We start from the raw sequence: 21,250 nt of genomic DNA, 5'->3' as shown, positions 1-21,250 counted from the left end.
CATTGGCAGGCCGGTTTCCGCTCCGGCGATGGGCTTGTTCGAGCGCTATCTCACGATCTGGGTCGGTCTCTGCATCGTCGTCGGCATTCTGCTGGGCCGATGGATGCCGGCCGTTTTCCATGCGCTGGGCTCGGCGGAGATTGCACAGGTCAATCTGCCGGTGGCTGTCCTCGTCTGGCTGATGATCATTCCCATGCTGCTCAAGGTGGACCTCGGAGCGCTCGGTCACGTTGGCGCACACTGGCGCGGCATTGCCGCGACCGTCGGAATCAACTGGCTGGTGAAGCCGTTCTCGATGGCGCTTCTCGCCTGGCTGTTCATCGGCCATCTGTTCAGGCCGTATCTGCCCGCGGACCAGATCGATAGCTATACGGCCGGTCTGATTCTGCTTGCCGCTGCGCCGTGCACGGCGATGGTGTTTGTCTGGTCGAACCTGGTCGATGGCGAGCCGAACTTCACGCTTGGACAGGTCGCGCTCAACGATACCATCATGGTGGTCGCCTTCGCTCCGATCGTCGGCCTTCTGCTCGGACTATCATCCATCATCGTGCCCTGGGGCACGTTGCTGTTGTCCGTCCTGCTCTACATCATCGTGCCTGTGGCAATCGCGCAATTCTGGCGGCGCGCATTGCTGGCGAGGGGAGGCGAGGCGGCGCTATCGCAGGCACTGTCGCTGCTCGGTCCGGTATCGCTGGTCGCGCTCCTGCTAACTCTGGTGCTGTTGTTCGGCCTGCAGGGCGAGCAGATCACCCGGCAGCCGATGGTCATTGCGCTGCTCGCCGTCCCTATCCTGATCCAGGTCTATTTCAATGCCGGTCTCGCCTACTGGCTCAACCGCCGCCTGGGTGTCGCCTGGTGCGTGGCCGGCCCTTCCGCCCTGATCGGCGCATCGAACTTCTTCGAGCTCGCCGTAGCGGCGGCGATCGCACTGTTCGGTTTTCAATCGGGCGCGGCACTGGCAACGGTCGTCGGCGTTCTGATCGAGGTGCCGGTGATGCTCTCCGTGGTTCACATCGTGAAGGCGACACGGGACTGGTACGAGCGGGGAGCTGTGAACTGAGGTGGCAGTCGTTCGTTGGCAAGTCGTATCCGCGCTCGGTACGACGCAGACACTGGCATGGGCTTCCAGCTACTATGTTCCGGCCGTATTCGCAGATCCCATTTGCGAAGACCTGCATCTGTCCAAGACGTGGTTCTTCGCGATGTTCTCCGTGGCACTGCTGGTGTCGGGTTTGCTCGGCCCGCTCGCCGGCCGCATGATCGACCGCAGCGGTGGCCGGGACGTGCTTGTCGGTACCAATCTGATGTTTGCGGCGGGGCTGGCCTTGCTTGCGGTTGCAACGGGGCCGATCACGCTGGCCCTGGCCTGGCTGGTCATCGGCGCCGGCATGGGTTTCGGCCTGTATGAGGCCGCGTTCGCGACGGTTGCGGGATTGTGGGGACGACAGGCCCGAAGTGCGATCACCGGCATCACCCTGTTCGCCGGTTTTGCGAGCACCATCGGCTGGCCGCTCAGTGCCGCGATGATCGATGCCTTCGGCTGGCGCGGCGCCTGCTTCGCATGGGCCGCGTTGCACATCGTCATTGGTTTGCCGCTCAACCGCTTTCTCGTTCCGAAGGCGCCGCCGCATGCGCATCTGGATGAGCCTGCCGTCCCCACATCAGGCATTCCATGGGCGATGATCGTTCTGGCGGGCGTCTTCGGTGCGACCTGGTTTGTCACCACCGCCTTTGCCGCGCACATGCCGCGCCTGCTGGAAGCGCTCGGGGCCACCCCGGCGCAGGCCGTGTTGGCCGGGGCTTTGATGGGGCCTGCGCAAGTCGCAGCCCGGATCGGGGAATTCGGCCTGCTAAGACATGCGTCGGCGATGATATCCGCACGCCTGGCCGCGGGCCTGCATCCCGTCGGCGCCGGATTGCTGATCCTGTTCGGAGCGCCAGTCGCGCTTCCATTCGCCCTTCTGCACGGTGCCGGCAATGGCTTGTTCACGATCGCGCGCGGAACGCTTCCGCTGGCCATGTTTGGCGCCGTCGGATACGGCATGCGAACCGGCTGGCTGGCCGCGCCGGCGCGCATCCTGCAGGGTGCAGCGCCGCTGCTGTTCGGCCTTGTGCTGGATCACGGTGGCCCGCGCGTCGCGCTGGCGCTCACAGGCGGGCTGACGTCGCTCGCGTTCCTGGCGCTCTTCTGGTTGAGGGCTCCGGTGGCGAAGCCGGAAACTGGCGTCCTCGTTCAAAATCCGATGAAGAATTGACGTGCTCCATCGACCGGTTGGCCTGTGGTGGTTCGACCGCCCGGCGTGCCGGGCGATCGAACTCGTCAGCGGTTACTGCTTCACATACTGGCAGCCGCCGTCCTTCATCGGACGAAACACCTGATCGCCGGGGACTTCTGCGAGCACCTTGTAGTAATCCCACGGCGCCTTGGACTCTTCCGGCTTCTTGACCTCGAGCAGGAACATGCTGTGCACCATGCGGCCGTCCTCGCGGAGCACACCATTGTCGGTGAAGGCGTCGCGCACCGGCATCTCGCGCATCTTCGCCAGCACCGGCTTGGTGGCGCGGGTGCCTGCTGCCTGCACGGATTTGAGATAGTGCAGCGTCGCGCTGTAGGTCGCGGCCTGGTTCATGGTCGGCATCCGCTTCATCTTGTCGAAGAACTTCTTGCCGAAGGCGCGGGTGCGATCGTTGAGATCCCAGTAATAGGCCTCGGTGATGATCAGGCCCTGCGCCATCTTCAGGCCGAGCGAGTGGATGTCGGAGATGAACATTACGATGCCCGCGAGCTTCTGGCCGCCGGCGACGATTCCGAATTCCGACGCCTGCTTGATGGTGTTGATGGTATCGCCGCCGCCATTGGCCATGCCGATGATCTTGGCCTTGGACGATTGCGCCTGCAGCAGGAAGGAGGAGAAGTCCGCCGTGTTCAGCGGATGCTTGGCGCTGCCGACCACCTTGCCGCCCGCGGCGCGCACCACGTCGCCGGTGTCACGTTCGATGGAATGGCCGAACAGATAGTCGGCCGTGATGAAGTACCAGGAATCGCCGCCCTGTTTGACGATGGCGCTGCCGACGGTGTGGGCGTTGCCATAGGTGTCGTAGGTCCAGTGCGCGGTATAGGGCGAGCACGACTTGCCGGTGATGTCCGACGACGCGGCGTCGGTGACGATCATGATCTTTTCGAACTGCTTCGACATTTCCATGCCGGCCAGCGCGGTGGCCGATGTGGGCATGTCGATGATCATGTCGACATTCTCGGCTTCATACCATTTGCGCGAGATAGTGGCGGCGACGTCGGCCTTGTTCAGCGCATCTGCGGTGACCAGCTCGATCGGCTTGTCGAACATCTTGCCGCCGAATTCCTCGATGGCGATCTTCGCTGCCTCGACATTGCCCTGGCCGCCGATGTCGGCATAGACCGAGGCGAAGTCGGCGAGCACGCCGATCTTGAGCGGAAGCGTGTTGGCCTGCTGGGCCAGTGCGGAAGCGCCAAAAAGCAGCGAAACAGCAAACGTCGTAGCCGCAACCGTGCGGTGCGCGATCATTCAATCCTCCCCAAATTTTCATACGCGCCGTTTTCGGCGTCGTGGCGGCAGCATGAGGGGCGAAGGACGGGGAGGCAATAGCGGTCGTGGGGGATGTTTGGTCGCAGAAATCTGCCGCATTGCGGTGGGCGGAAAATTAGACCGGCGGATAGCTCCGGCCGCGTCTTGCTTTGACGAAGGAGCTCAGCCGGCTGAACGTCGTTGGTTCAAAAATGCAGATCGCCAGCAGGATGAGCCAAGCCACGCAGAACAGGGGTAGCGGATGGCTTGTCGCGGGCCATAAATCCCAAATCACATAGGCTTGCGCAATTCCCGGAAGGAACATGGTCAGGAGCAAAGCGGTGAGCAGCGGGAGGTGGCTGAAAGTATAGAAGAAGGTGCAGGCATAGATCAGCATCGTGAGCAACAAGAGCCAGGTCAGGCTGGTTAGCCAGATCACGTCCCCGAGATAATGCGCGACGGCGTAGGCGCCGATGAAGACGACGATCGTGGCGATCACACCGTCCGGATTGTAGTGGAATACGGCCAGTGCGGCTGCGACAATAGACAGTGCATCGACGAACCACCCGCGCGCCGTGTCATAGCGGCGTGCGAGATTGTTGGGGTAGATCTCTGGAATGCAATTTCCACTCATCGGGAATGGGTCGTCGCAATTGGCGGATCCGTTCATTTCCAGCTGCAAGCGGAAGCGCTGAAAAGCCGCGAAACGGCAAGCGTCGTGGCAGAATCCGCTCAATGCTTCTCGCGGTGCCTATGAGCGCGGCTTGCGTTTGCTTCGGTGATAGGTGAGCGCCAGTCCGACGCAATGGCGCAGAGCGATTTCGGGAGGGTCGTCGTCGAGGCTGAGGATGATGCTTCGGTTACCGCCGTAGTTCAGGCCTTCGGGATACAGCGAGCGAAACGTTTCAACCAGATTGGTATTGCAGTTGAAGTAGATCGCGTACCGGTTGGTGTCCTTGATCCGGTCGATCCGGATCGTGCTGCCGCTTCCGGTTGCCGCCGTGAGATAACTCGGCTGATTCCACTTCAGTGTCTCTTCGAGCGGACCGACGCCATCGATTTCCGCGGCGGTCTCGAAGATCAGTTGCCGGAGCGCCAAGAGCCTAGCCTTGATCGCCGGAGGATGCTGGTCGAATGCTGCTTTGACAGCTGGATCTGAAAAGCCTTGGGGAGGTCGCTTCGCCGTTCTGTTCGCATCCCGTATCGCAGTCATATGCGGTACCTCTGGTCAGAACGGCGGGCGGTTGATCCTCAGCTATCCACCTTCAGCGCGGCAATAAACGCTTCCTGCGGGATGTCGACCTTGCCGAACTGCCGCATCTTCTTCTTGCCTTCCTTCTGCTTCTCCAGAAGTTTGCGCTTGCGGCTGATATCGCCGCCATAGCACTTCGCGGTCACGTCCTTGCGCAGCGCGCGGACGGTTTCGCGGGCAATTACCTTGCCGCCGATCGCCGCCTGGATCGGGATGACGAACATGTGCGGTGGGATCAGTTCCTTCATCTTCTCGACCATGGCGCGGCCGCGGCCTTCGGCGCGGGTGCGATGCACCAGCATCGACAGCGCGTCGACCGGCTCGGCATTGACCAGGATCTGCATCTTGACGAGATCGGCGGCCTTGTAGTCGGTCAGATGATAGTCGAACGAGGCGTAGCCCTTCGAGATCGATTTCAGGCGATCGTAGAAATCGAACACCACTTCGTTGAGCGGCAGCTCGTATTTCACCATCGCGCGGGCGCCGACGTAAGTGAGTTCTTTCTGATTGCCGCGGCGTTCCTGGCAGAGCTTCAGCACGCTGCCGAGATATTCGTCGGGCGTCAGGATCGTGGCTTCGATCCACGGCTCCTGGATCTCGGCGATCTTCACCACGTCCGGCATGTCGATCGGATTGTGGATCTCGATCTCCTCACCGTCGGTGAGATGCATCTTGTAAATCACTGACGGTGCGGTCGCGATCAGGTTGAGATCGAACTCGCGGCTCAGGCGCTCCTGGATGATTTCCAGATGCAGCAGGCCGAGGAAGCCGCAGCGGAAGCCGAAGCCCAGTGCAGCCGAGGTTTCCATTTCGAACGAGAACGACGCGTCGTTCAGCCGCAGCTTGCCCATGGCGGCGCGCAGCGTCTCGAAGTCGTCGGCATCGACCGGGAACAACCCGCAGAACACCACGGGGATCGCGGGCTTGAAGCCCGGCAGCATGTCGGTGACCGGCTTGCGATCGTCGGTGATGGTGTCTCCGACGCGGGTATCGGCGACTTCCTTGATGGCGGCCGTAATGAAGCCGATCTCGCCGGGACCGAGTTCGTCCACATTGACCATCTTCGGCGTGAAGTAGCCGACGCGCTCGACATCATAGGCGGCGTTGGTGCCCATCATGCGGACGCGCTGGCCCTTCTTCATGACGCCGTCGACGACGCGGATGAGGACGACGACGCCGAGATAGACGTCGTACCAGCTATCGACCAGCAGCGCCTTTAGCGTGGCCTCGCGGTCGCCCTTCGGTGGCGGCAGCCGGTGCACGATGGCTTCCAGAACGTCAGGCACGCCCAGACCCGTTTTTGCCGAGATCATCAACGCGTCCGAGGCGTCGATGCCGATGACGTCCTCGATCTGCTTCTTCACCTGCTCGGGCTCTGCCGCGGGCAGATCGACCTTGTTGAGGATCGGCACAATTTCGAGATTGGCGTCGAGTGCGTGATAGACGTTGGCGAGCGTCTGCGCTTCCACGCCCTGCGAGGCGTCGACCACCAGCAGCGCGCCCTCGCAGGCCGCCAGCGAACGCGAGACCTCGTAGGCGAAGTCGACGTGGCCGGGCGTGTCCATCAGGTTGAAGATGTAATCCTTGCCGTCCTTGGCCTTGTAATGCAGGCGGACGGTCTGCGCCTTGATGGTGATGCCGCGCTCGCGCTCGATATCCATCGAATCGAGCACCTGCTCCTTCATCTCGCGCGCCTGCAACCCGCCGGTGATCTGGATCAGGCGATCGGCCAGCGTCGATTTGCCATGGTCGATATGGGCGACGATGGAGAAGTTGCGAACGTTCGAAATCGGGGAGGTTGTCATGCGCGCGGGATAGCATTCAGGCCCCGATGCGGCAACCTTAATGCGGGTTTCGGCCTGATTCCCGGCCCTGTTTCCGTCACGGCATCCTGATTTTACTCCGGCCCGAAACACGCTAGGCAGGGGCCCATGAGTACAATCGCTTCCTCTACCCCCGCCAAACGCCGGGGCTTGCTGTCCATCGGCCGCCGCGGCGCTGCGCGGCTCGTTGCCTGGGCGTGTGATCCGCAATTGAGCGTCCTGCTGGTGCTCGGCTTCACGATCGCCCATGTGGTGCTATGGACCGCGATCCTGACCCAGGTAAAGGCGGCGCAGGACATCCATTTCGACGTCTCCGAGGGCTATGCCTGGGGGCAGAAGTTCCTGATGGGCTACGGCAAGCATCCGCCGCTGTCGGGCTGGATCTCGGGCGTCTGGTTCAAATTTTTCCCGCCGGTGGACTGGGCGACCTATCTGCTCGCCATGGTCACAGTCGGCATCGGAATGATCCTTTGCTGGGCGATTGCGCTGCGCGTGGTCGATCGGCGCCGTGCCTTTTTCGTGCTGCTGATGGTCGCGATCTATCCGATCTTCAATTTCAAGGGCTTCAAATACAATCCGGACCTGCTGCAGCTGGTAACTTTGCCGCTGGTGGTGCTGGCCTATTTGCACGCGTTCGAGAAGCGCTCGATTCGCTCCGGTGTATTGCTTGGCCTCGCCGCTGCGCTGGCGCTGATGACCAAATACTGGGTGGTGACGATGATCGGCGCCATCGGTCTGGCCGCGCTGATCCATCCGCAGCGGATGCTGTTCCTGCGCTCGCCGGCACCATGGATCGCCATCGCGACGATGGCGGCGGCGATGATTCCGCATCTCGACTGGGTGCGGCAGGTGGAATACGCGCCGTTTCGTTACGCCGGCAATACCTATGCGATCTCGTCACGCTGGGAGAGTTTGCAGCTGGCGTGGGGCTATGTCGGCCATAACGTCGCGCTGCTGCTGTTGCCGCTGGGGCTGGCCGCTGCGGTGCTGGCCTGGGGCCCACGCTGGTGGGTGTCGGTAGCGCGCGATCCCCGCGCATTCGTCAAGCGGCCGTGGTCACTGACGACCAATCCCGGTGTCCGCAGGGACCGGGCCCTGAATATCTGGCTGATCCAGGCCATTGTCGCCGTCGGGCCGCCGATCGGTGCGTTGTTGTTCGACGTTTATATCAAGACCGATTGGGGTATCTCGCTGTTCTTCCTGGTGCCGCTGGCGGTCATTGCGATCCCGGCGCTGAAGATGCCGCGGGTCGCGCTGGTACGGCTCGCCGCGATCTGGCTGGTGCTGTCGCTGGTCACGCTCGCCGCCGCACCGCAGATCGCCATCGCGTCACTGCCGCGCGATGCCAACGGCAATTTCGCTCACATCTCCTACTCGCAACTCGCGCGCGAACTCACCGAAGTCTGGCACAAGCGCTTCCACACGCGCTGGAGCGAGGTCGTGGGCTTCGTCGATGTCGCCGAGCAGATGACGTTCTACAGCCCCGATCATCCGCTGCCGCTGACGCCTTACGAGCCGTGGCCGTCAGGCGTGACGTCGATGGCCGAAGCGAAGCGTAACGGCTTCATCGGAATCTGCATGGTCGGTGACTGGAAATTCGATCGCTGCGAAGCGTGGATGAAGGACAATCTCCCGAATGCCGAACGCATCGTGATGTCGACGCGACGCTTCTTCAAGGGCAATGTCGGCACGACCACGCGGTGGAATGTCTATGTGGTGGCGCCTGGAGCGATGAAATAGCCGTTCGCTGACGAAGCGGCTTTCGGCGAACCGCTACTCTTCGCCGAACTTGTTGGTCACAAGCTCGGTGATCGCATCCAGCGCCGCTTGAGCTTCGGCGCCTTTGGCAGTGACCATGATGCTGGTCCCGGGTCCGGCGGACAGCATCATCAGGCCCATGATGGATGTACCGCCAACGGTCTCGCCGTTGCGTGTCACCGTGACGTCGGCATTGAACCGCTCGACCATCTGCACGAATTTGGCAGAGGCGCGCGCATGAAGGCCACGTTTGTTGGTAATCGGAATCTCGCGGGAGACGCTGCCGGACACCGTCGTATCGTCTGGGCTGTCGCTCATTTGCCGGCGAGAACGCGGCTGGCGATGGTGACGTATTTGCGGCCGGCTTCCTGCGCCATAGCGATCGCATCGGGCAGCGTGCGCTCTTCGCGCACCTTTGCGAGCTTCACCAGCATGGGCAGATTGATACCGGCAAGAACCTCGACCTTCGGCCGGCTCATGCAGGAGATCGCCAGATTCGATGGCGTGCCGCCGAACATATCAGTGAGGATGGCAACGCCATCGCCACTGTCGACGCGATTGACCGCTTCGATAATGTCGCTGCGACACAAATCGGAATCGTCTTCGGCGCCGATCGTCACGGCTTCAATTTGTTTTTGCGGACCCATTACGTGCTCAAGCGCCGCCTTAAACTCGTCGGCAAGGCGCCCATGGGTCACAAGTACTAGACCAATCATCGGAAACTCCTCGTGGGTGCTTTTGGTGCACCGCACGAAAGGGCCACTTTGACCATCCAGAGCCCCTATGCAAGAGGGCTCTTCGCGAATCTCCCTTAAATTGCACGGATGCGGCGGGAAGTAGCGCGGGTCTATTCGGTGGCGATAGTGGGACTAATATGGTTACCAATTCCCTTCGAGCAATCGTCCAAAGGTCGCACTGCGGCTAAACCATCGTTTGTAATAAGCGCGGCTACGACCAATGGTAGTGGTGAAAAGCCTGTCCCGACCGGGATTCGGGGCAATTCGACGCCCTCCAGTGTGGTTTTGAGCGCTTCCGGCTCTGGCAGGCGCGCAGCGTCGGTGGCGGCGAGATCGACCACCAGCCCGACGATGGCGCCGGTAGCGCAGTCCAGACGCCGGATTCCGAGCCCCCTGACCTCAAGCAGCCCGACCAGTTCGGGCGCCGGCCGTACCCACAGTTTTCCATCCCTGACATCCAGATGCACCCGGTCGTCGCCGACCAGCATGGCCTCGGGAAGCTGTCCGCTCTGAGCGGCGAGGATCAGGTCGAATACCAGCCGCGATTTTCCGGAACCGGACGGCCCCCGGATCAGGACCGCGCGCTCATCGACCAGTACGGCGGAGGCATGGATGCTTTTGCCATCCGCACTCATGTGGCCGGCAACCGTACCACGAAGCGCGCACCCAGCACCGGGATCTCGCCGTCGGCATTGGCCGGGCCGATGCGGTTCTCCGCCCAGATCGTACCGCTATGGGCCTCGACGATCTGCTTGGAGATCGACAGGCCGAGGCCAGAATTCTGACCAAAGCCCTGATGTGGGCGGTCGGTGTAAAAGCGTTCGAAGATCCGTTCGAGTGCATCCAGTCCGATGCCGGGGCCGTCGTCATCGACGACGATCTCGATCTTGCCTTTCAGGCGACGGCAGACGATCCGCACCTTGCCGCCCGGCGTCGAGAATGACTGCGCATTGGTGACGAGATTGGTGATGACCTGACCGAGGCGGGAATCGTGGCCCGGCACTGAAAAGGCGTCGGTGGCAGCGCCTTCGAAGCGGACTTCAACGCCGACGTCATGACCGAGCTTGGTTTCGTTGGCGACCGAGGTCAGTGTGGTCAACAACCGTCGGACATCGACGGGCGCAGTGTCGTTGCGCTGTAGTTCGGCGTCGAGACGGCTGGCGTCGGAAATATCCGAGATCAACCGGTCAAGCCGCCGCACATCGTGTTCGATCACCGCGAGCAGGCGGCCGCGGCTGTTGTCGTTCTTTGCCAGCGGGAGTGTTTCCACGGCGGAGCGCAGCGAAGTCAAAGGATTCTTGAGCTCGTGGGAGACGTCGGCCGCGAACATCTCGATCGCCTCGATGCGGTTATAAAGCGCATCGGTCATGTCGCGCAGCGCGCCGGAGAGATGGCCGATCTCGTCGCGGCGGCGCGTAAAATCCGGGATCTCGACACGCGTGCGGATGCGGCGACGAACGCGTTCGGCGCTGTCGGCAAGACGTCGCACCGGACCTGCAATGGTCGATGCCAGCAGCAGCGACAGCACGATCATCACCACGGCCGCGACCGCAAAGACTTTCAGAATCGCCAGACGTTCGGCGGTCACCATCTGATCGATGTCGTCGCCCTGGGTCGACAGCATCAGCGAACCATGGACGGCGCGGAAGCGCTGCACTGGCACGGCGACCGAGACGATGACTTCGCCCCGTTCGTTGATGCGCACCATGCTGCTCTTCAGACCGTCGAGCGACTGTTGCACTTCCTGATAGCCGTTGCCGTTTTCCGGACCAAGTTCGCGATACAGCGGAAGGTCGCCGCGATTGAGCCAGGTTCGGACCGCGATCATTGTGCGTTCGGCAAAGCCGGGCTTTTCGGTGGTCGGGGGCGGCAGTTCGAAACGCAGCACATCGCCGCGGCCATAAAGGCTGCGGCTGTCGAGGATCAGCACGCCATCGCGGTCGTAAATGCGCGCACGAGTCTTGGTCGGCGAAATCAGCCGCCGCAGCACCGGCGCAACGCGTTCGGGATTGATCGGGAAATCGAGGCCGGAGAGTTCGTCCGGCACGCCATAGGTTTCGCCGGGCTTGAGATCGAGCAAGCGGTCGGGGTCGATCGTGATCGTATTGGTTTCGACGGTGGCCGAAGCGGCAATGGCGCTGGCGATGATTTCGGCCTGCACCAGCAGGCTCTGCGCACGCGCGTCGATCAGGCCGGCGCGAAATTGCGAGAGATAGAGAATGCTGGCGACGAGGGCGCAGAGGCCGGCGAGATTGAGCGAAACGATGCGACGCGTCAGGCTCGAAAAGGTCAGCGCAACGAAGAACTGCCGGGCACGGCGCAGCCAGTCGAGCGGGCGCTGCCAGCCGCGACGGGTGCGATCGGCATCGCCGCCTGCCGCATGCGGCGACGTGCCGTCGGCGTCCAGGCTTTCATCAGGCTGCGTACGATCCAGCAATGCCAAAACTGCCCGGTTGTTGTCGATATCTGCGATGCGCCACGCCGCGCTCATTGTTGCGTGTGCGGATGCGCATTCTAGCGCAGCACGGCTGAGCCGTCAGGCCCCAACCGTGCTGCGGGAACCCTTACAGATCAGGTTTCCTTGAAGCGATAACCGACGCCATACAGCGTCTCGATCATTTCGAAGTCGTCGTCGACGACCTTGAACTTCTTGCGCAGCCGCTTGATGTGGCTGTCGATAGTGCGATCGTCCACATAGACCTGATCGTCATAGGCGGCATCCATCAGTGCGTTGCGGCTCTTCACCACACCCGGGCGCGTCGCCAGCGCCTGCAGGATCAGGAATTCGGTGACGGTCAGTGTGACCGGCTCGTTCTTCCAGGTGCAGGTGTGACGTTCCGGATCCATCCGCAGCAAACCGCGATCGAGCGCCTTGGCGTCGGTCTCCTTCGGAGCGGCAGTCGGGTCCTTCGGCGCGGCGCGGCGCAGCACGGCCTTGACGCGCTCGACCAGCAGACGCTGCGAGAACGGTTTGCGGATGAAATCGTCGGCGCCCATTTTCAGGCCGAACAGCTCGTCGATCTCCTCGTCCTTCGACGTCAGGAAGATCACCGGCAGATCGGACTTCTGGCGCAGACGGCGCAGTGTCTCCATGCCGTCCATGCGGGGCATCTTTATATCGAGGATTGCGAGGTCCGGCTGGCTCGTGCGGAAGCCATCGAGTGCGGAAGCACCATCCGTATAGGTCATGATGCGGTAGCCCTCGGCTTCCAGCGCGATCGATACGGATGTGAGAATGTTACGGTCGTCGTCGACCAGTGCGATAGTTGGCATGAGCCTGCTTTCCGAAGCGGGATGGGCTATCCGGCAGAATTCAACAATCCGCCGTATGAGGTGGCCTTAAGAACACAGTCAACGAGCAATGCAAGCTGGGCTGAAGTGTGGCCGAGTTCCCTGAACGCTTGAATGACGCGTGGGTTCCGTAGATGTATAGACCTCCCGGGGAAGAAGAAATAGCCACTTTTTGCAATGAAATACGGGATTTAACCATGCAGCCGACCCCTGATTTCGACCCCTCGCGCGTCACCCGGTCGCTGTTGCGGCGCAGTCGGCAGGGGGCGCTGGCTACACTGGCCGTCGGTTCCGGCGATCCTTATTGTGCGCTGGCCAATGTCGCCAGCCACCCGGACGGGTCGCCGATTCTCCTGATTTCCCGGCTGGCGCTGCATACCCGCAATATTCTGGCCGATGCCCGCGTCTCGCTGATGCTGGATGAGCGAGCGCCGGGGGACCCCCTGGAGGGCTCACGCATCATGCTCGGAAGTATCGCGCAGGAGGCCAGCGACAGCGAAAAATCGCTGCTGCGCCGGCGCTATCTCAGCGTCCATCCATCCGCGCAAGTCTTTGTGGATTTTAAGGATTTTTCGTTCTTCCGGATCAAGCCGAAGAGTGCCCATCTGGTGGCCGGCTTTGGCCGTATCAACGACCTGAAGCCAGAGCAATTCCTGACCGATCTCACCGATGCCGAAGGCATGCTCGAGGCCGAGGAGGGCGCCGTTGCTCATATGAACGCCGATCATCTCGACGCGCTCAATCTCTATGCAACCAAGCTTCTCCACGCGGACGCAGGCGACTGGCGGTGCACCGGATGCGATCCGGATGGTATGGACCTGCAGAACGGCGCGACGGTGATCCGGCTGGACTTTCCGCGGCGGATTGTCACTCCGGGTGCATTGCGGCAAGTCCTGAAGGAACTCGCAGAGCAGGCCCGCGCTTTGAATAATTGAGCGGTATCAAGTGCCGTGCTGGAATAAACCAAATATGCGGACAGCAGCTTGGCATTTCACATCTTCGTCACTATTAGATCGCCGGGTTACGGCCTCGGTGGTTATAATGACGGCTACCGCTGCTGACGTGCGATTGAAGACAGTTGCACAGGTCGGATATGCGGACTCAAGGAGGAATATTCCGTGCAAGAGACGGGCGTACGCAACGGTGCCTATGGCGCCGACAAATTCGGACTGAAAAATCTCAAAGCGGTGAACTGGAATCTCGGCGCGCCGCAGCTTTACGAATATTCGCTGCGTAACGGCGAAGCCGAATTGTCGTCCGATGGCGCGCTCTGTGCTGACACGGGTGAATTCACCGGCCGCAGCCCGAAGGACAAGTTCACCGTCAAGGACGCTTCCACCGAACAGATGTGGTGGGCTGGCAATCAGGCGATTACGCCGGAGCAGTTCGAAGCGCTCTATATCGATTTCAAGAAGCACGCCGAAGGCATGACCCTGTTCGCGCAGGACCTTTACGGCGGCGCCGATCCGAGTTTCCAGATCAAAACCCGCGTGTTCACCGAACTCGCATGGCACTCGCTGTTCATCCGCACGCTGCTGATCCGCCCGGAAGCCGCTGCGTTGAAGGACTTTGTGCCTGAACTGACCATTATCGACCTGCCGAGCTTCAAGGCCGATCCCAAACGTCACGGCTGCCGCTCGGAAAACGTCGTGGCCATCGATTTCGCCCGCAAGATCGTCCTGATCGGCGGGTCTTATTATGCCGGCGAAATGAAGAAGTCGGTCTTCACTACGCTGAACTACTATCTGCCCGCCAAGGGCGTGCTGCCGATGCATTGCTCGGCCAATGTCGGCCCCGATGGTGACAGCGCGATCTTCTTCGGACTCTCGGGCACCGGCAAGACGACGCTCTCGGCCGATCCAAAGCGCACGCTGATCGGCGATGACGAGCATGGCTGGGGCAAGGACGGCATCTTCAATTTCGAAGGCGGCTGCTACGCCAAGACCATCAAGCTCTCGGAAGAAGCCGAGCCCGCGATCTATGCGGCATCGAAGCGCTTTGGTGCGGTGCTGGAAAACGTCGTGCTCGACGCCAATACCCGTCTGCCGGATTTCGACGATGGCTCGAAGACCGAGAACACCCGTTCGGCCTATCCGCTCGACTTCATCCCGAATGCCTCGCGCACCGGCCGCGCGCCGCAGCCGAAGAATGTGGTGATGCTCGCCGCCGACGCGTTTGGCGTGCTGCCGCCGATCGCCAAGCTGACTCCGGCGCAGGCGATGTATCACTTCCTGTCCGGCTACACCGCGAAGGTCGCCGGCACCGAGCGCGGCCTCGGCAACGATCCGGAGCCGGAATTCTCAACCTGCTTCGGCTCGCCCTTCCTGCCGCTCGATCCCTCGGTCTATGGCAACATGCTGCGTGACCTGATCGCCAAGCACAATGTCGACTGCTGGCTGGTCAATACCGGCTGGACCGGTGGCAAGTATGGCGTCGGTTCCCGCATGCCGATCAAGGTGACCCGCGCGCTGCTGACTGCGGCGCTGAACGGCTCGCTGCGCAACGTGGAATTCCGCACCGACAAGTATTTCGGCTTCGCAGTCCCGACCGCGCTGGATGGCGTGCCGTCGGAGATCCTCAATCCGGTGAACACCTGGAAGGACAAGGACGAGTTCGATGCCACCGCGCGCAAGCTGGTTGGCATGTTCCAGAAGAACTTCGCCAAGTTCGAAGCGCAGGTCGATGCGGATGTCCGCGCCGCTGCGCCGGATGTGAAGCTGGCCGCGGAGTAAGTTGCTGCTTCAAGATTGAATGCGAAAGGGCGGCCGTAAGGCCGCCCTTTTTGCTTGATGGACAAAATTTAAGCCGTCGTTGCAAACGAAGCGAAGTAATCCAGAGTACAAGCGAAGGCAGAGTTGCTTCGTCGCTGCACTCTTCGCGATAACGACCAGGGGTAGAGAATTGCACCCATGAAAAACGTCATGCTCTCCTGGCCGTTCTGGGCGCTGCTGTCCGCGGCCTTTGCGGCGCTCACGGCGATCTTCGCCAAGATCGGCATCGAGAACGTCAATTCCGATTTTGCCACTTTCATCCGCACCATCGTTATCCTGCTGGCCGCGGGCATGATGGTCTATGTCACCGGCAACTGGCAGTCGCCGTCCAATGTATCAGCGAAGACGTGGGTGTTTCTGGTGCTGTCTGGTTTCGCGACCGGAGCATCGTGGATCTGCTATTTCCGCGCGCTCAAGCTTGGCAATGCCGCGCAGGTGGCACCGATCGACAAGCTCAGCGTCGTATTCGTGGCGGTGTTTGCCGTGCTGTTCCTCGGCGAGAAACTGTCGCTGCCGAACTGGCTTGGCGTGGCTCTGATCGCCTGTGGTGCCGTGCTCGTCGCGTATCGCGCGTGAACGCCGCCGCGCTCACGTCGCCTTGCGGGCCTGCAGACTCGGTGTGCCCGGCAGATCGCCAGCAACCGGCACGCCCCAGATATCATCGGCATATTCGCGGATCGTGCGATCCGACGAGAACCAGCCCATCCGCGCGGTGTTGAGGATCGCGGCGCGGCTCCAGGCGGAGCCGGCCCTCCACCGCGTGTCGATGCCGCGCTGGGCTTCGTAATAGGAGTCGAAGTCGGCCGAGACCACATAGTGATCGAGGTGGCGCAGCGCGTGGCCGACCGACGCGTAACGGCCGGGATCGTCCGGTGAGAATGCGCCGGTCTCGATGGCCTGGATGGCGCGGCCGAGATTGGGCGATTTATTGATGACGTCGGAGGCGTCGAGGCCCTTGGCACGGCGCTCGACGACTTCGGCGGCGGTCATGCCGAAGATCGCGATATTCTCCGGGCCCACATTGTCACGGATTTCGATATTGGCGCCGTCCAGCGTGCCGATGGTCAGCGCGCCGTTCAGCGAGAGCTTCATGTTGCCGGTGCCGGAGGCTTCCATGCCGGCGGTGGAGATCTGCTCGGACAGATCGGCCGCAGGAATGATGACTTCCGCGAGGCTGACATTGTAGTCCGGCAGGAACGCGACCTTCAGCTTGCCGCCGATCGTGGTGTCGTTGTTCACGACCTCGGCGACGTCATTGATGAGGCGGATGATCAGCTTGGCGTAGCGATAGCTCGCCGCTGCCTTGCCGGCAAAGATCTTGACGCGCGGCACCCAGTCCTTGCCCGGCTCGTCCTTGATCGCCTGATACAGCGCGACTGTTTCAATGAGGTTGAGCAGCTGTCGCTTGTATTCGTGGATGCGCTTGATCTGCACGTCGAACAGCGCCGAGGGATCGGCCTGAACGCCGAGCTTCTCGCCAATCACGCGCGCGAGCGCGAGTTTGTTGTGATGCTTGACCTTGCGGAATTCCTGCTGGAACGCGGCGTCGCCGGCAAAAGCCTCGAGCTTGATGAGCCGGGTGGGATCGTCGAGCACGGCTTCGCCGCAGGTGGCGCGCAACAGGTCGGTGAGCTTCGGATTGGCCAGCATCAGCCAGCGGCGGAAAGTAATGCCGTTGGTCTTGTTGGTGATGCGGCCGGGATAGAGCTGGTTGAGATCGTGGAACACGGTCTCCTTCATCAGCTCCGAATGCATCGCCGAGACGCCGTTGATGCGGTGCGAGCCGATGAAAGCGAGATTGCCCATGCGCACGCGGCGGCCGGAGGTCTCGTCGATGATCGAGACCGAAGCGCGATAGGCGGTGTCGCCGGGGCGCGTCGCATCGGCGCGGTCGAGATGCGCTTCGTTGATGCGGTAGATGATTTCGAGATGCCGCGGCAGCAGACGCTGGAACAGTTCGACCGGCCAGGTCTCCAGCGCTTCGGGCAGCAGCGTGTGGTTGGTGTAGGACAAGGTCGCGTTGGTGATCTGCCAGGCGGCATCCCAGCGCATATTGTGCTGATCGACCAGGATGCGCATCAGCTCGGCAATTGCCAGGCTCGGATGCGTGTCGTTCATCTGCACCGCCGCCTTGTTGGCGAGGCCACGCAGATTGCCGTCGGAATGGAGGTGACGCTTCACCAGATCCTGCAGCGAGGCGGAGACGAAGAAGTATTCCTGGCGCAGACGCAATTCGCGGCCGGCAGCACTCTCGTCGTTCGGATAGAGGAATTTGCAGATCGCTTCGGCGCGCGCCTGCTCGGCGCTGGCGCTGACATAGTCGCCGGTGTTGAAGACGTCGAGCCGCAGCGGATCCGGCGCGCGCGCCGACCACAGCCGCAGCGCGTTCACATGTTGGCCGCGCCAGCCGACGATGGGCGTGTCATAGGCAACGGCCTCGACGGTCTCACCGGGATGCCAGATCACCTGCTTGCGGCCCTTGCCGTCCTCGACGGTCTCGATGCTGCCACCGAAATAGACGTTATACGTGACTTCCCGCCGCGGTAGTTCCCACGGATTGCCAAAGCCGAGCCACTCGTCGGGATATTCCTGCTGCACGCCGTGCGAGATGACCTGACGGAACAGGCCGAAGTTGTAGCGGATGCCGTAGCCAAAAGCTGGAATGCCAAGCGTTGCCATGCTCTCCATGAAGCAAGCGGCGAGGCGGCCGAGGCCGCCATTGCCGAGCGCTGCATCCGGCTCGCATTTGCGGAGTTCGTCGAGGCCGACACCAAGATCGCCGAGCGCGGCTTCGAACAGCGGCAGCAGGCCCATATTGTTCAGCGCGTCGGTGAACAGGCGGCCGATCAGGAATTCGAGCGAGAGGTAATAGACCCGCTTGCGGCCGGCGTCGTAGCTCTCTTTGTCCGAGCTCAGCCAGCGATGCACCATGCGGTCGCGCAGCGTCAGGGCGGCAGCCTTGTACCAGTCGTGCTTGGTGGCGAATGCGGCTTCCTTGCCGATTGCCAGCCTCAACTTGACGAGAATAGCGCTCTTGATGTCGGCAAGCGCCAGTTCATCGACAGCCGTATTCTCGGGCTGGAATTTTGCTGGGACTGATAGATCTGACAAACCGGCCATCCTGAGCTGTGTCACTGACCAAAATCATACGCGCATTTGGCTGCTCCCGGAACCCGTGGGGGTGGCGAGCTTTTGCCATGGAGCTGCCCGGGATTTGGGCAGGCACGCGAGAACAGAATTTATAAAAATTGGAACAAATTAAGAACAAATTAGTAAGCTATTGATATTCCGAGGTGATTCGTTGCCTTCGCCTACAATATCTATGGTCTGTTCAAGCTCGCGAGGACTAGATGTCCACCATTGCCTTCGATCAGTTTGCTCTCACCCGCATAGCCGACTTTGCGCGGTCGCTGTCGCGGCTGCATTTGATGGCGCGCCGGCATCCGATCGATGACGATCAGATCGATCGCGAGTTCAACACCGTTTGCCTCTCGGTCTGGGGCTATACGACGGACGACATCAGCGATGACCTGTTCTCGCTGGAAGATCACGCCTGGCTCGATCAGCTCGACGAGGCGCATGCGCGGATTTTCGCCGCGGAACAGGGCTACGACCTCGTCGACGACCACGGCATGCTGACGGACTGGTGGGGCTATTGCTGGATGATTCTCGCCGAGAAGCGCGGATTGCTGACGCCGGAGAATCGCGCTGCGGCGCGTGCCGAGATCGAAGAGAAGTATCTCTCGGCGCCGAACGTGATCGGCGTCATCGTCGGTCGATGATCTACTGAAGCTCGGCGCGCTTGGCACGGGCCGTTGGCGCGCTCTTCGGCACGACGGTCGTGGCAGCAGCCGGCGCTGCATCACGCGCGGCTTCGGACATGGGCGCTTCGTCGGTGATCATTTCTGCAGAGACCGGTGCCACCTTCATCTCGCCGAGCCGGGCACGGACATCCGAGGTCAGGCCGGGATAATTCGCCACCGGCGTGAATTCCGCAGTCTGGGTGTTGCCAGTGCGGACGCCCGAGAAAGCGACGAGGCCGTTGGTGGTGGCGATGACATCGCCGGGACGCAGCGACGTATCGAGCGTCAGATCGACCGGCGCGAGGCCGGAGGGATCGCGGCCGTTGCAGGTGCAGTCGGCTTTCAACGCCTTGCGATAGGCGAAGGCATTTTCCAGATCGTTGTAACGCTCACCGGTGCTCGACGAGGCGCTTTCGATGCTGCTGCCGAACAGGACCTTGGTGGTCGCTGCGGGGCAGAATGCCTGGCACATCTGAGCCGCGCTCATGCCGCGACCGAGCGGAAAATACTTGCCGTCGCAGGTGCGCACGCAGAAGGCTGGGCCGGAGCCGCCGATAGATGCGCTGCGCTGGGGCGGCGGCGCTTCGGCTGGCGTGTTGAGGCCGAACGGATCCGAGAAGAAATTGCTCTCGGCCGGTGGCGCGCCACGACGCTGTTGCTGTTTCTGCGGCTGGTTGCCGCCGAACAGGAAGTCGAAGAAATTTTGCGCAGATGCCATCTGCGGGGTCAGCGCGACGAGGCTCATCGCCGTCAGCAGCACCAGGGGACGCACGACATGCGAGGATGTTCGATTGTGACGCAACGCCAGCTCCGCGACCGCATGTCAGTGCCCGAGCGAAAACGCTCCGGTGCGGTGTCATGTTAGGGCGTCATGGTAAATGAATGGTAACCAGCGCGGCGCGCTAGATGAAAAACACCCATGTCATCACTAGGAAGACCGGGATCAGCACCGCACCCGACCACAGGATGTAACCGAAGAAGCTTGGCATTTTTATGCCCGCGTCGCGGGCGATGGCATAGACCATGAAATTCGGCGCGTTGCCGATATAGGTGTTGGCGCCCATGAACACTGCGCCTGCTGAAATCGCCGCCAGCGTCGCCGCGCCCGATGCCATCAATGTCTTGGCGTCACCGCCGGTGAGTTCGAAGAACACCAGATAGGTTGGCGCATTGTCGAGGAACGACGACAGGATGCCGGTGAGCCAGAAATAGGCGGCATTGTTCGGCGTACCGTCGGCATGGCTGACGAGCGCCACCAGCGACGCAAACGGGCCATTGGCACCAGCCTGCAGCATGGCCATGACCGGCACGATGCAAATGAAAATGCCGGCGAACAGCAGTGCGACTTCCTCGATCGGCCCCCATTTGAAATCGTTCGCCTTGCGGTGCTCGGTCTTTGTCAGCCACAGCGACGCAAATGTCACCAGCACGAAGATCACGTCGCGCAGCAAATCCTGCAATGCGAGCGGCGTGCCGAGTACGGTGAAAGTGATGCCGGGCTTCCAGCTTGCGCTCATCAGGATTGCGCCGATGATCACGACTAGCAGCAGCAGGTTGATCTTGCCGTGCAAATGCAACGGCGAATCCGGTGTCGGGTCTTTCTTCCTGGGAAAGTTGCCTTCGCGATGATGCAAATAGACATCGAGCACCATGAAGATCGCAAGCAGGATCCCGGCCGCGAACAGCGTTTCCGGAAAAATGTGCACCGTGGTCCAGAAGAAATCGACGCCGCGGAGGAAGCCGAGGAAGAGTGGGGGGTCGCCGAGTGGTGAGAGCGAGCCGCCGATATTCGAGACGAGGAAGATGAAGAACACCACCACGTGAACGTTAGTGCGACGATCGTCATTGGCGCGGATCAGCGGCCGGATCAGGATCATCGACGCGCCGGTGGTGCCGACGACGCTGGCGATCAGCGTGCCGAAGCCCAGCAGCGCCGTATTGGTGAACACGCTGTCATGCAGGTTGCCCTCGACATAGATTCCGCCGGCCACGGTGAACAGCGCCAGCAGTAGCAGAATGAACGGCAGATATTCGAGCAGTACGGTGTGGGAGAGCGTGTGCACCACGGTCGTTGCATCAGTCACGAAGAACAGCGGCACGATCACCAACGCGGCCCAGAACGCGGCGAACTTGCCGTAATGGTGCTCCCACAGGTGATGATAGAGCACCGGCCCCGTGGCGATGCACAGCAGGATGCCGGCAAACGGTAATGCCCACAGCAGCGACAGCCTGGTGCCATCGAGGCCGCCCTCGGCAGCATGTGCCATGTC

Annotated in this window: 19 protein-coding genes; 7 read left to right on the top strand and 12 right to left on the bottom strand. The window is 61.7% G+C overall.

Annotated elements, in window-relative coordinates; translation table 11 throughout:
• Window positions 1-28 precede the first annotated feature (28 nt).
• Together arsB and AC1DUY_RS25265 are read left to right on the top strand one after the other, a co-directional pair.
• The gene (gene arsB / locus AC1DUY_RS25270) at window positions 29-1,060 is read left to right on the top strand and encodes an ACR3 family arsenite efflux transporter (protein ID WP_093759868.1); all 1,032 of its coding nucleotides are present in this window, start codon (window positions 29-31) and stop codon (window positions 1,058-1,060) included.
• Between the two features lies 1 nt (window position 1,061).
• On the top strand, window positions 1,062-2,255 hold the full coding sequence (locus tag AC1DUY_RS25265) for an MFS transporter (RefSeq protein ID WP_478117899.1): 1,194 nt from the start codon (window positions 1,062-1,064) through the stop codon (window positions 2,253-2,255).
• 72 nt (window positions 2,256-2,327) lie between these two features.
• Here AC1DUY_RS25265 and AC1DUY_RS25260 read toward each other — a convergent pair whose 3' ends face one another.
• From AC1DUY_RS25260 to lepA, 4 genes are all read right to left on the bottom strand, one after another.
• Window positions 2,328-3,545 carry an ABC transporter substrate-binding protein gene (locus AC1DUY_RS25260; RefSeq protein ID WP_089262875.1) on the bottom strand — a complete coding sequence of 406 codons (1,218 nt, stop codon included), beginning with the start codon at window positions 3,543-3,545 and terminating at the stop codon, window positions 2,328-2,330.
• A 136-nt stretch (window positions 3,546-3,681) separates the two neighbouring features.
• The gene (locus tag AC1DUY_RS25255) at window positions 3,682-4,281 is read right to left on the bottom strand and encodes a hypothetical protein (protein ID WP_478117897.1); all 600 of its coding nucleotides are present in this window, start codon (window positions 4,279-4,281) and stop codon (window positions 3,682-3,684) included.
• Between the two features lie 15 nt (window positions 4,282-4,296).
• Window positions 4,297-4,644 (bottom strand): DUF1801 domain-containing protein, encoded by a 348-nt coding sequence (locus AC1DUY_RS25250; protein WP_478117895.1) that lies wholly within the window; start codon window positions 4,642-4,644, stop codon window positions 4,297-4,299.
• A gap of 152 nt (window positions 4,645-4,796) precedes the next feature.
• A complete protein-coding gene (gene lepA / locus AC1DUY_RS25245; RefSeq protein WP_478117893.1) occupies window positions 4,797-6,602 on the bottom strand; it encodes a translation elongation factor 4 in 1,806 nt (601 codons plus the stop codon).
• A gap of 126 nt (window positions 6,603-6,728) precedes the next feature.
• On the opposite strand from lepA, the gene AC1DUY_RS25240 reads away from it, so the two are divergent.
• Window positions 6,729-8,360 (top strand): glycosyltransferase family 39 protein, encoded by a 1,632-nt coding sequence (locus tag AC1DUY_RS25240; protein ID WP_478117891.1) that lies wholly within the window; start codon window positions 6,729-6,731, stop codon window positions 8,358-8,360.
• A gap of 33 nt (window positions 8,361-8,393) precedes the next feature.
• On the opposite strand, the gene AC1DUY_RS25235 is transcribed toward AC1DUY_RS25240, so the two are convergent.
• From AC1DUY_RS25235 to AC1DUY_RS25215, 5 genes are all read right to left on the bottom strand, one after another.
• Window positions 8,394-8,696, bottom strand: coding sequence for an HPr family phosphocarrier protein (locus AC1DUY_RS25235; RefSeq protein WP_089262865.1), 303 nt, complete (start codon window positions 8,694-8,696; stop codon window positions 8,394-8,396).
• Window positions 8,693-9,094: a PTS sugar transporter subunit IIA gene (locus tag AC1DUY_RS25230; RefSeq protein WP_068733893.1), complete on the bottom strand. Its 402-nt coding sequence runs from the start codon at window positions 9,092-9,094 to the stop codon at window positions 8,693-8,695. Before AC1DUY_RS25230 ends, AC1DUY_RS25235 begins: the two co-directional genes overlap by 4 nt.
• Before the next feature lie 131 nt (window positions 9,095-9,225).
• Window positions 9,226-9,690 carry an HPr kinase/phosphorylase gene (locus tag AC1DUY_RS25225; RefSeq protein ID WP_374725710.1) on the bottom strand — a complete coding sequence of 155 codons (465 nt, stop codon included), beginning with the start codon at window positions 9,688-9,690 and terminating at the stop codon, window positions 9,226-9,228.
• 56 nt (window positions 9,691-9,746) lie between these two features.
• A complete protein-coding gene (locus AC1DUY_RS25220; RefSeq protein ID WP_081421901.1) occupies window positions 9,747-11,552 on the bottom strand; it encodes a sensor histidine kinase in 1,806 nt (601 codons plus the stop codon).
• 134 nt (window positions 11,553-11,686) lie between these two features.
• Window positions 11,687-12,388 carry a response regulator transcription factor gene (locus tag AC1DUY_RS25215; RefSeq protein ID WP_068733897.1) on the bottom strand — a complete coding sequence of 234 codons (702 nt, stop codon included), beginning with the start codon at window positions 12,386-12,388 and terminating at the stop codon, window positions 11,687-11,689.
• 215 nt (window positions 12,389-12,603) lie between these two features.
• Between AC1DUY_RS25215 and AC1DUY_RS25210 the strand changes: the two genes are divergently transcribed.
• The 3 genes from AC1DUY_RS25210 (at window position 12,604) to AC1DUY_RS25200 (ending at window position 15,753) form a co-directional block, all read left to right on the top strand.
• Window positions 12,604-13,341 (top strand): HugZ family pyridoxamine 5'-phosphate oxidase, encoded by a 738-nt coding sequence (locus AC1DUY_RS25210; protein WP_478117951.1) that lies wholly within the window; start codon window positions 12,604-12,606, stop codon window positions 13,339-13,341.
• A gap of 183 nt (window positions 13,342-13,524) precedes the next feature.
• On the top strand, window positions 13,525-15,138 hold the full coding sequence (locus AC1DUY_RS25205) for a phosphoenolpyruvate carboxykinase (protein ID WP_320446492.1): 1,614 nt from the start codon (window positions 13,525-13,527) through the stop codon (window positions 15,136-15,138).
• A gap of 177 nt (window positions 15,139-15,315) precedes the next feature.
• Window positions 15,316-15,753, top strand: a complete 438-nt coding sequence (locus AC1DUY_RS25200; RefSeq protein WP_439065772.1) for an EamA family transporter — start codon at window positions 15,316-15,318, stop codon at window positions 15,751-15,753.
• Between the two features lie 12 nt (window positions 15,754-15,765).
• Here the strand turns inward: AC1DUY_RS25200 and AC1DUY_RS25195 are convergent, their stop codons facing one another.
• Window positions 15,766-18,297 carry a glycogen/starch/alpha-glucan phosphorylase gene (locus AC1DUY_RS25195; protein ID WP_120288235.1) on the bottom strand — a complete coding sequence of 844 codons (2,532 nt, stop codon included), beginning with the start codon at window positions 18,295-18,297 and terminating at the stop codon, window positions 15,766-15,768.
• A gap of 230 nt (window positions 18,298-18,527) precedes the next feature.
• Here AC1DUY_RS25195 and AC1DUY_RS25190 point away from each other — a divergent pair, with 230 nt between their 5' ends.
• Complete coding sequence (locus AC1DUY_RS25190) at window positions 18,528-18,959, top strand: hypothetical protein (protein ID WP_089262853.1); 432 nt, start codon at window positions 18,528-18,530, stop codon at window positions 18,957-18,959.
• Window position 18,960: 1 nt separating this feature from the next.
• Here the strand turns inward: AC1DUY_RS25190 and AC1DUY_RS25185 are convergent, their stop codons facing one another.
• On the bottom strand, window positions 18,961-19,725 hold the full coding sequence (locus AC1DUY_RS25185) for a DUF2865 domain-containing protein (protein WP_184520164.1): 765 nt from the start codon (window positions 19,723-19,725) through the stop codon (window positions 18,961-18,963).
• Window positions 19,726-19,882: 157 nt separating this feature from the next.
• Window positions 19,883-21,247, bottom strand: coding sequence for a sodium:proton antiporter (locus AC1DUY_RS25180; protein WP_478117886.1), 1,365 nt, complete (start codon window positions 21,245-21,247; stop codon window positions 19,883-19,885).
• Window positions 21,248-21,250: the final 3 nt, after the last annotated feature.

This window comes from Tardiphaga sp. P4_G1 (genome assembly GCF_056401215.1).
This window is presented reverse-complemented; position numbering and strand designations above follow the sequence as displayed.

Coding starts and splice junctions, on each gene's coding strand:
- arsB (WP_093759868.1), top strand. CDS start 29: ATGGGCTTGTTCGAGCGCTATCTCACGATCTGGGTCGGTCTCTGCATC.
- AC1DUY_RS25260 (WP_089262875.1), bottom strand. CDS start 3,545: ATGATCGCGCACCGCACGGTTGCGGCTACGACGTTTGCTGTTTCGCTG.
- lepA (WP_478117893.1), bottom strand. CDS start 6,602: ATGACAACCTCCCCGATTTCGAACGTTCGCAACTTCTCCATCGTCGCC.
- AC1DUY_RS25240 (WP_478117891.1), top strand. CDS start 6,729: ATGAGTACAATCGCTTCCTCTACCCCCGCCAAACGCCGGGGCTTGCTG.
- AC1DUY_RS25235 (WP_089262865.1), bottom strand. CDS start 8,696: ATGAGCGACAGCCCAGACGATACGACGGTGTCCGGCAGCGTCTCCCGC.
- AC1DUY_RS25230 (WP_068733893.1), bottom strand. CDS start 9,094: ATGATTGGTCTAGTACTTGTGACCCATGGGCGCCTTGCCGACGAGTTT.
- AC1DUY_RS25215 (WP_068733897.1), bottom strand. CDS start 12,388: ATGCCAACTATCGCACTGGTCGACGACGACCGTAACATTCTCACATCC.
- AC1DUY_RS25210 (WP_478117951.1), top strand. CDS start 12,604: ATGCAGCCGACCCCTGATTTCGACCCCTCGCGCGTCACCCGGTCGCTG.
- AC1DUY_RS25200 (WP_439065772.1), top strand. CDS start 15,316: ATGAAAAACGTCATGCTCTCCTGGCCGTTCTGGGCGCTGCTGTCCGCG.
- AC1DUY_RS25195 (WP_120288235.1), bottom strand. CDS start 18,297: ATGGCCGGTTTGTCAGATCTATCAGTCCCAGCAAAATTCCAGCCCGAG.
- AC1DUY_RS25190 (WP_089262853.1), top strand. CDS start 18,528: ATGTCCACCATTGCCTTCGATCAGTTTGCTCTCACCCGCATAGCCGAC.
- AC1DUY_RS25185 (WP_184520164.1), bottom strand. CDS start 19,725: ATGAGCCTCGTCGCGCTGACCCCGCAGATGGCATCTGCGCAAAATTTC.
- AC1DUY_RS25180 (WP_478117886.1), bottom strand. CDS start 21,247: ATGGCACATGCTGCCGAGGGCGGCCTCGATGGCACCAGGCTGTCGCTG.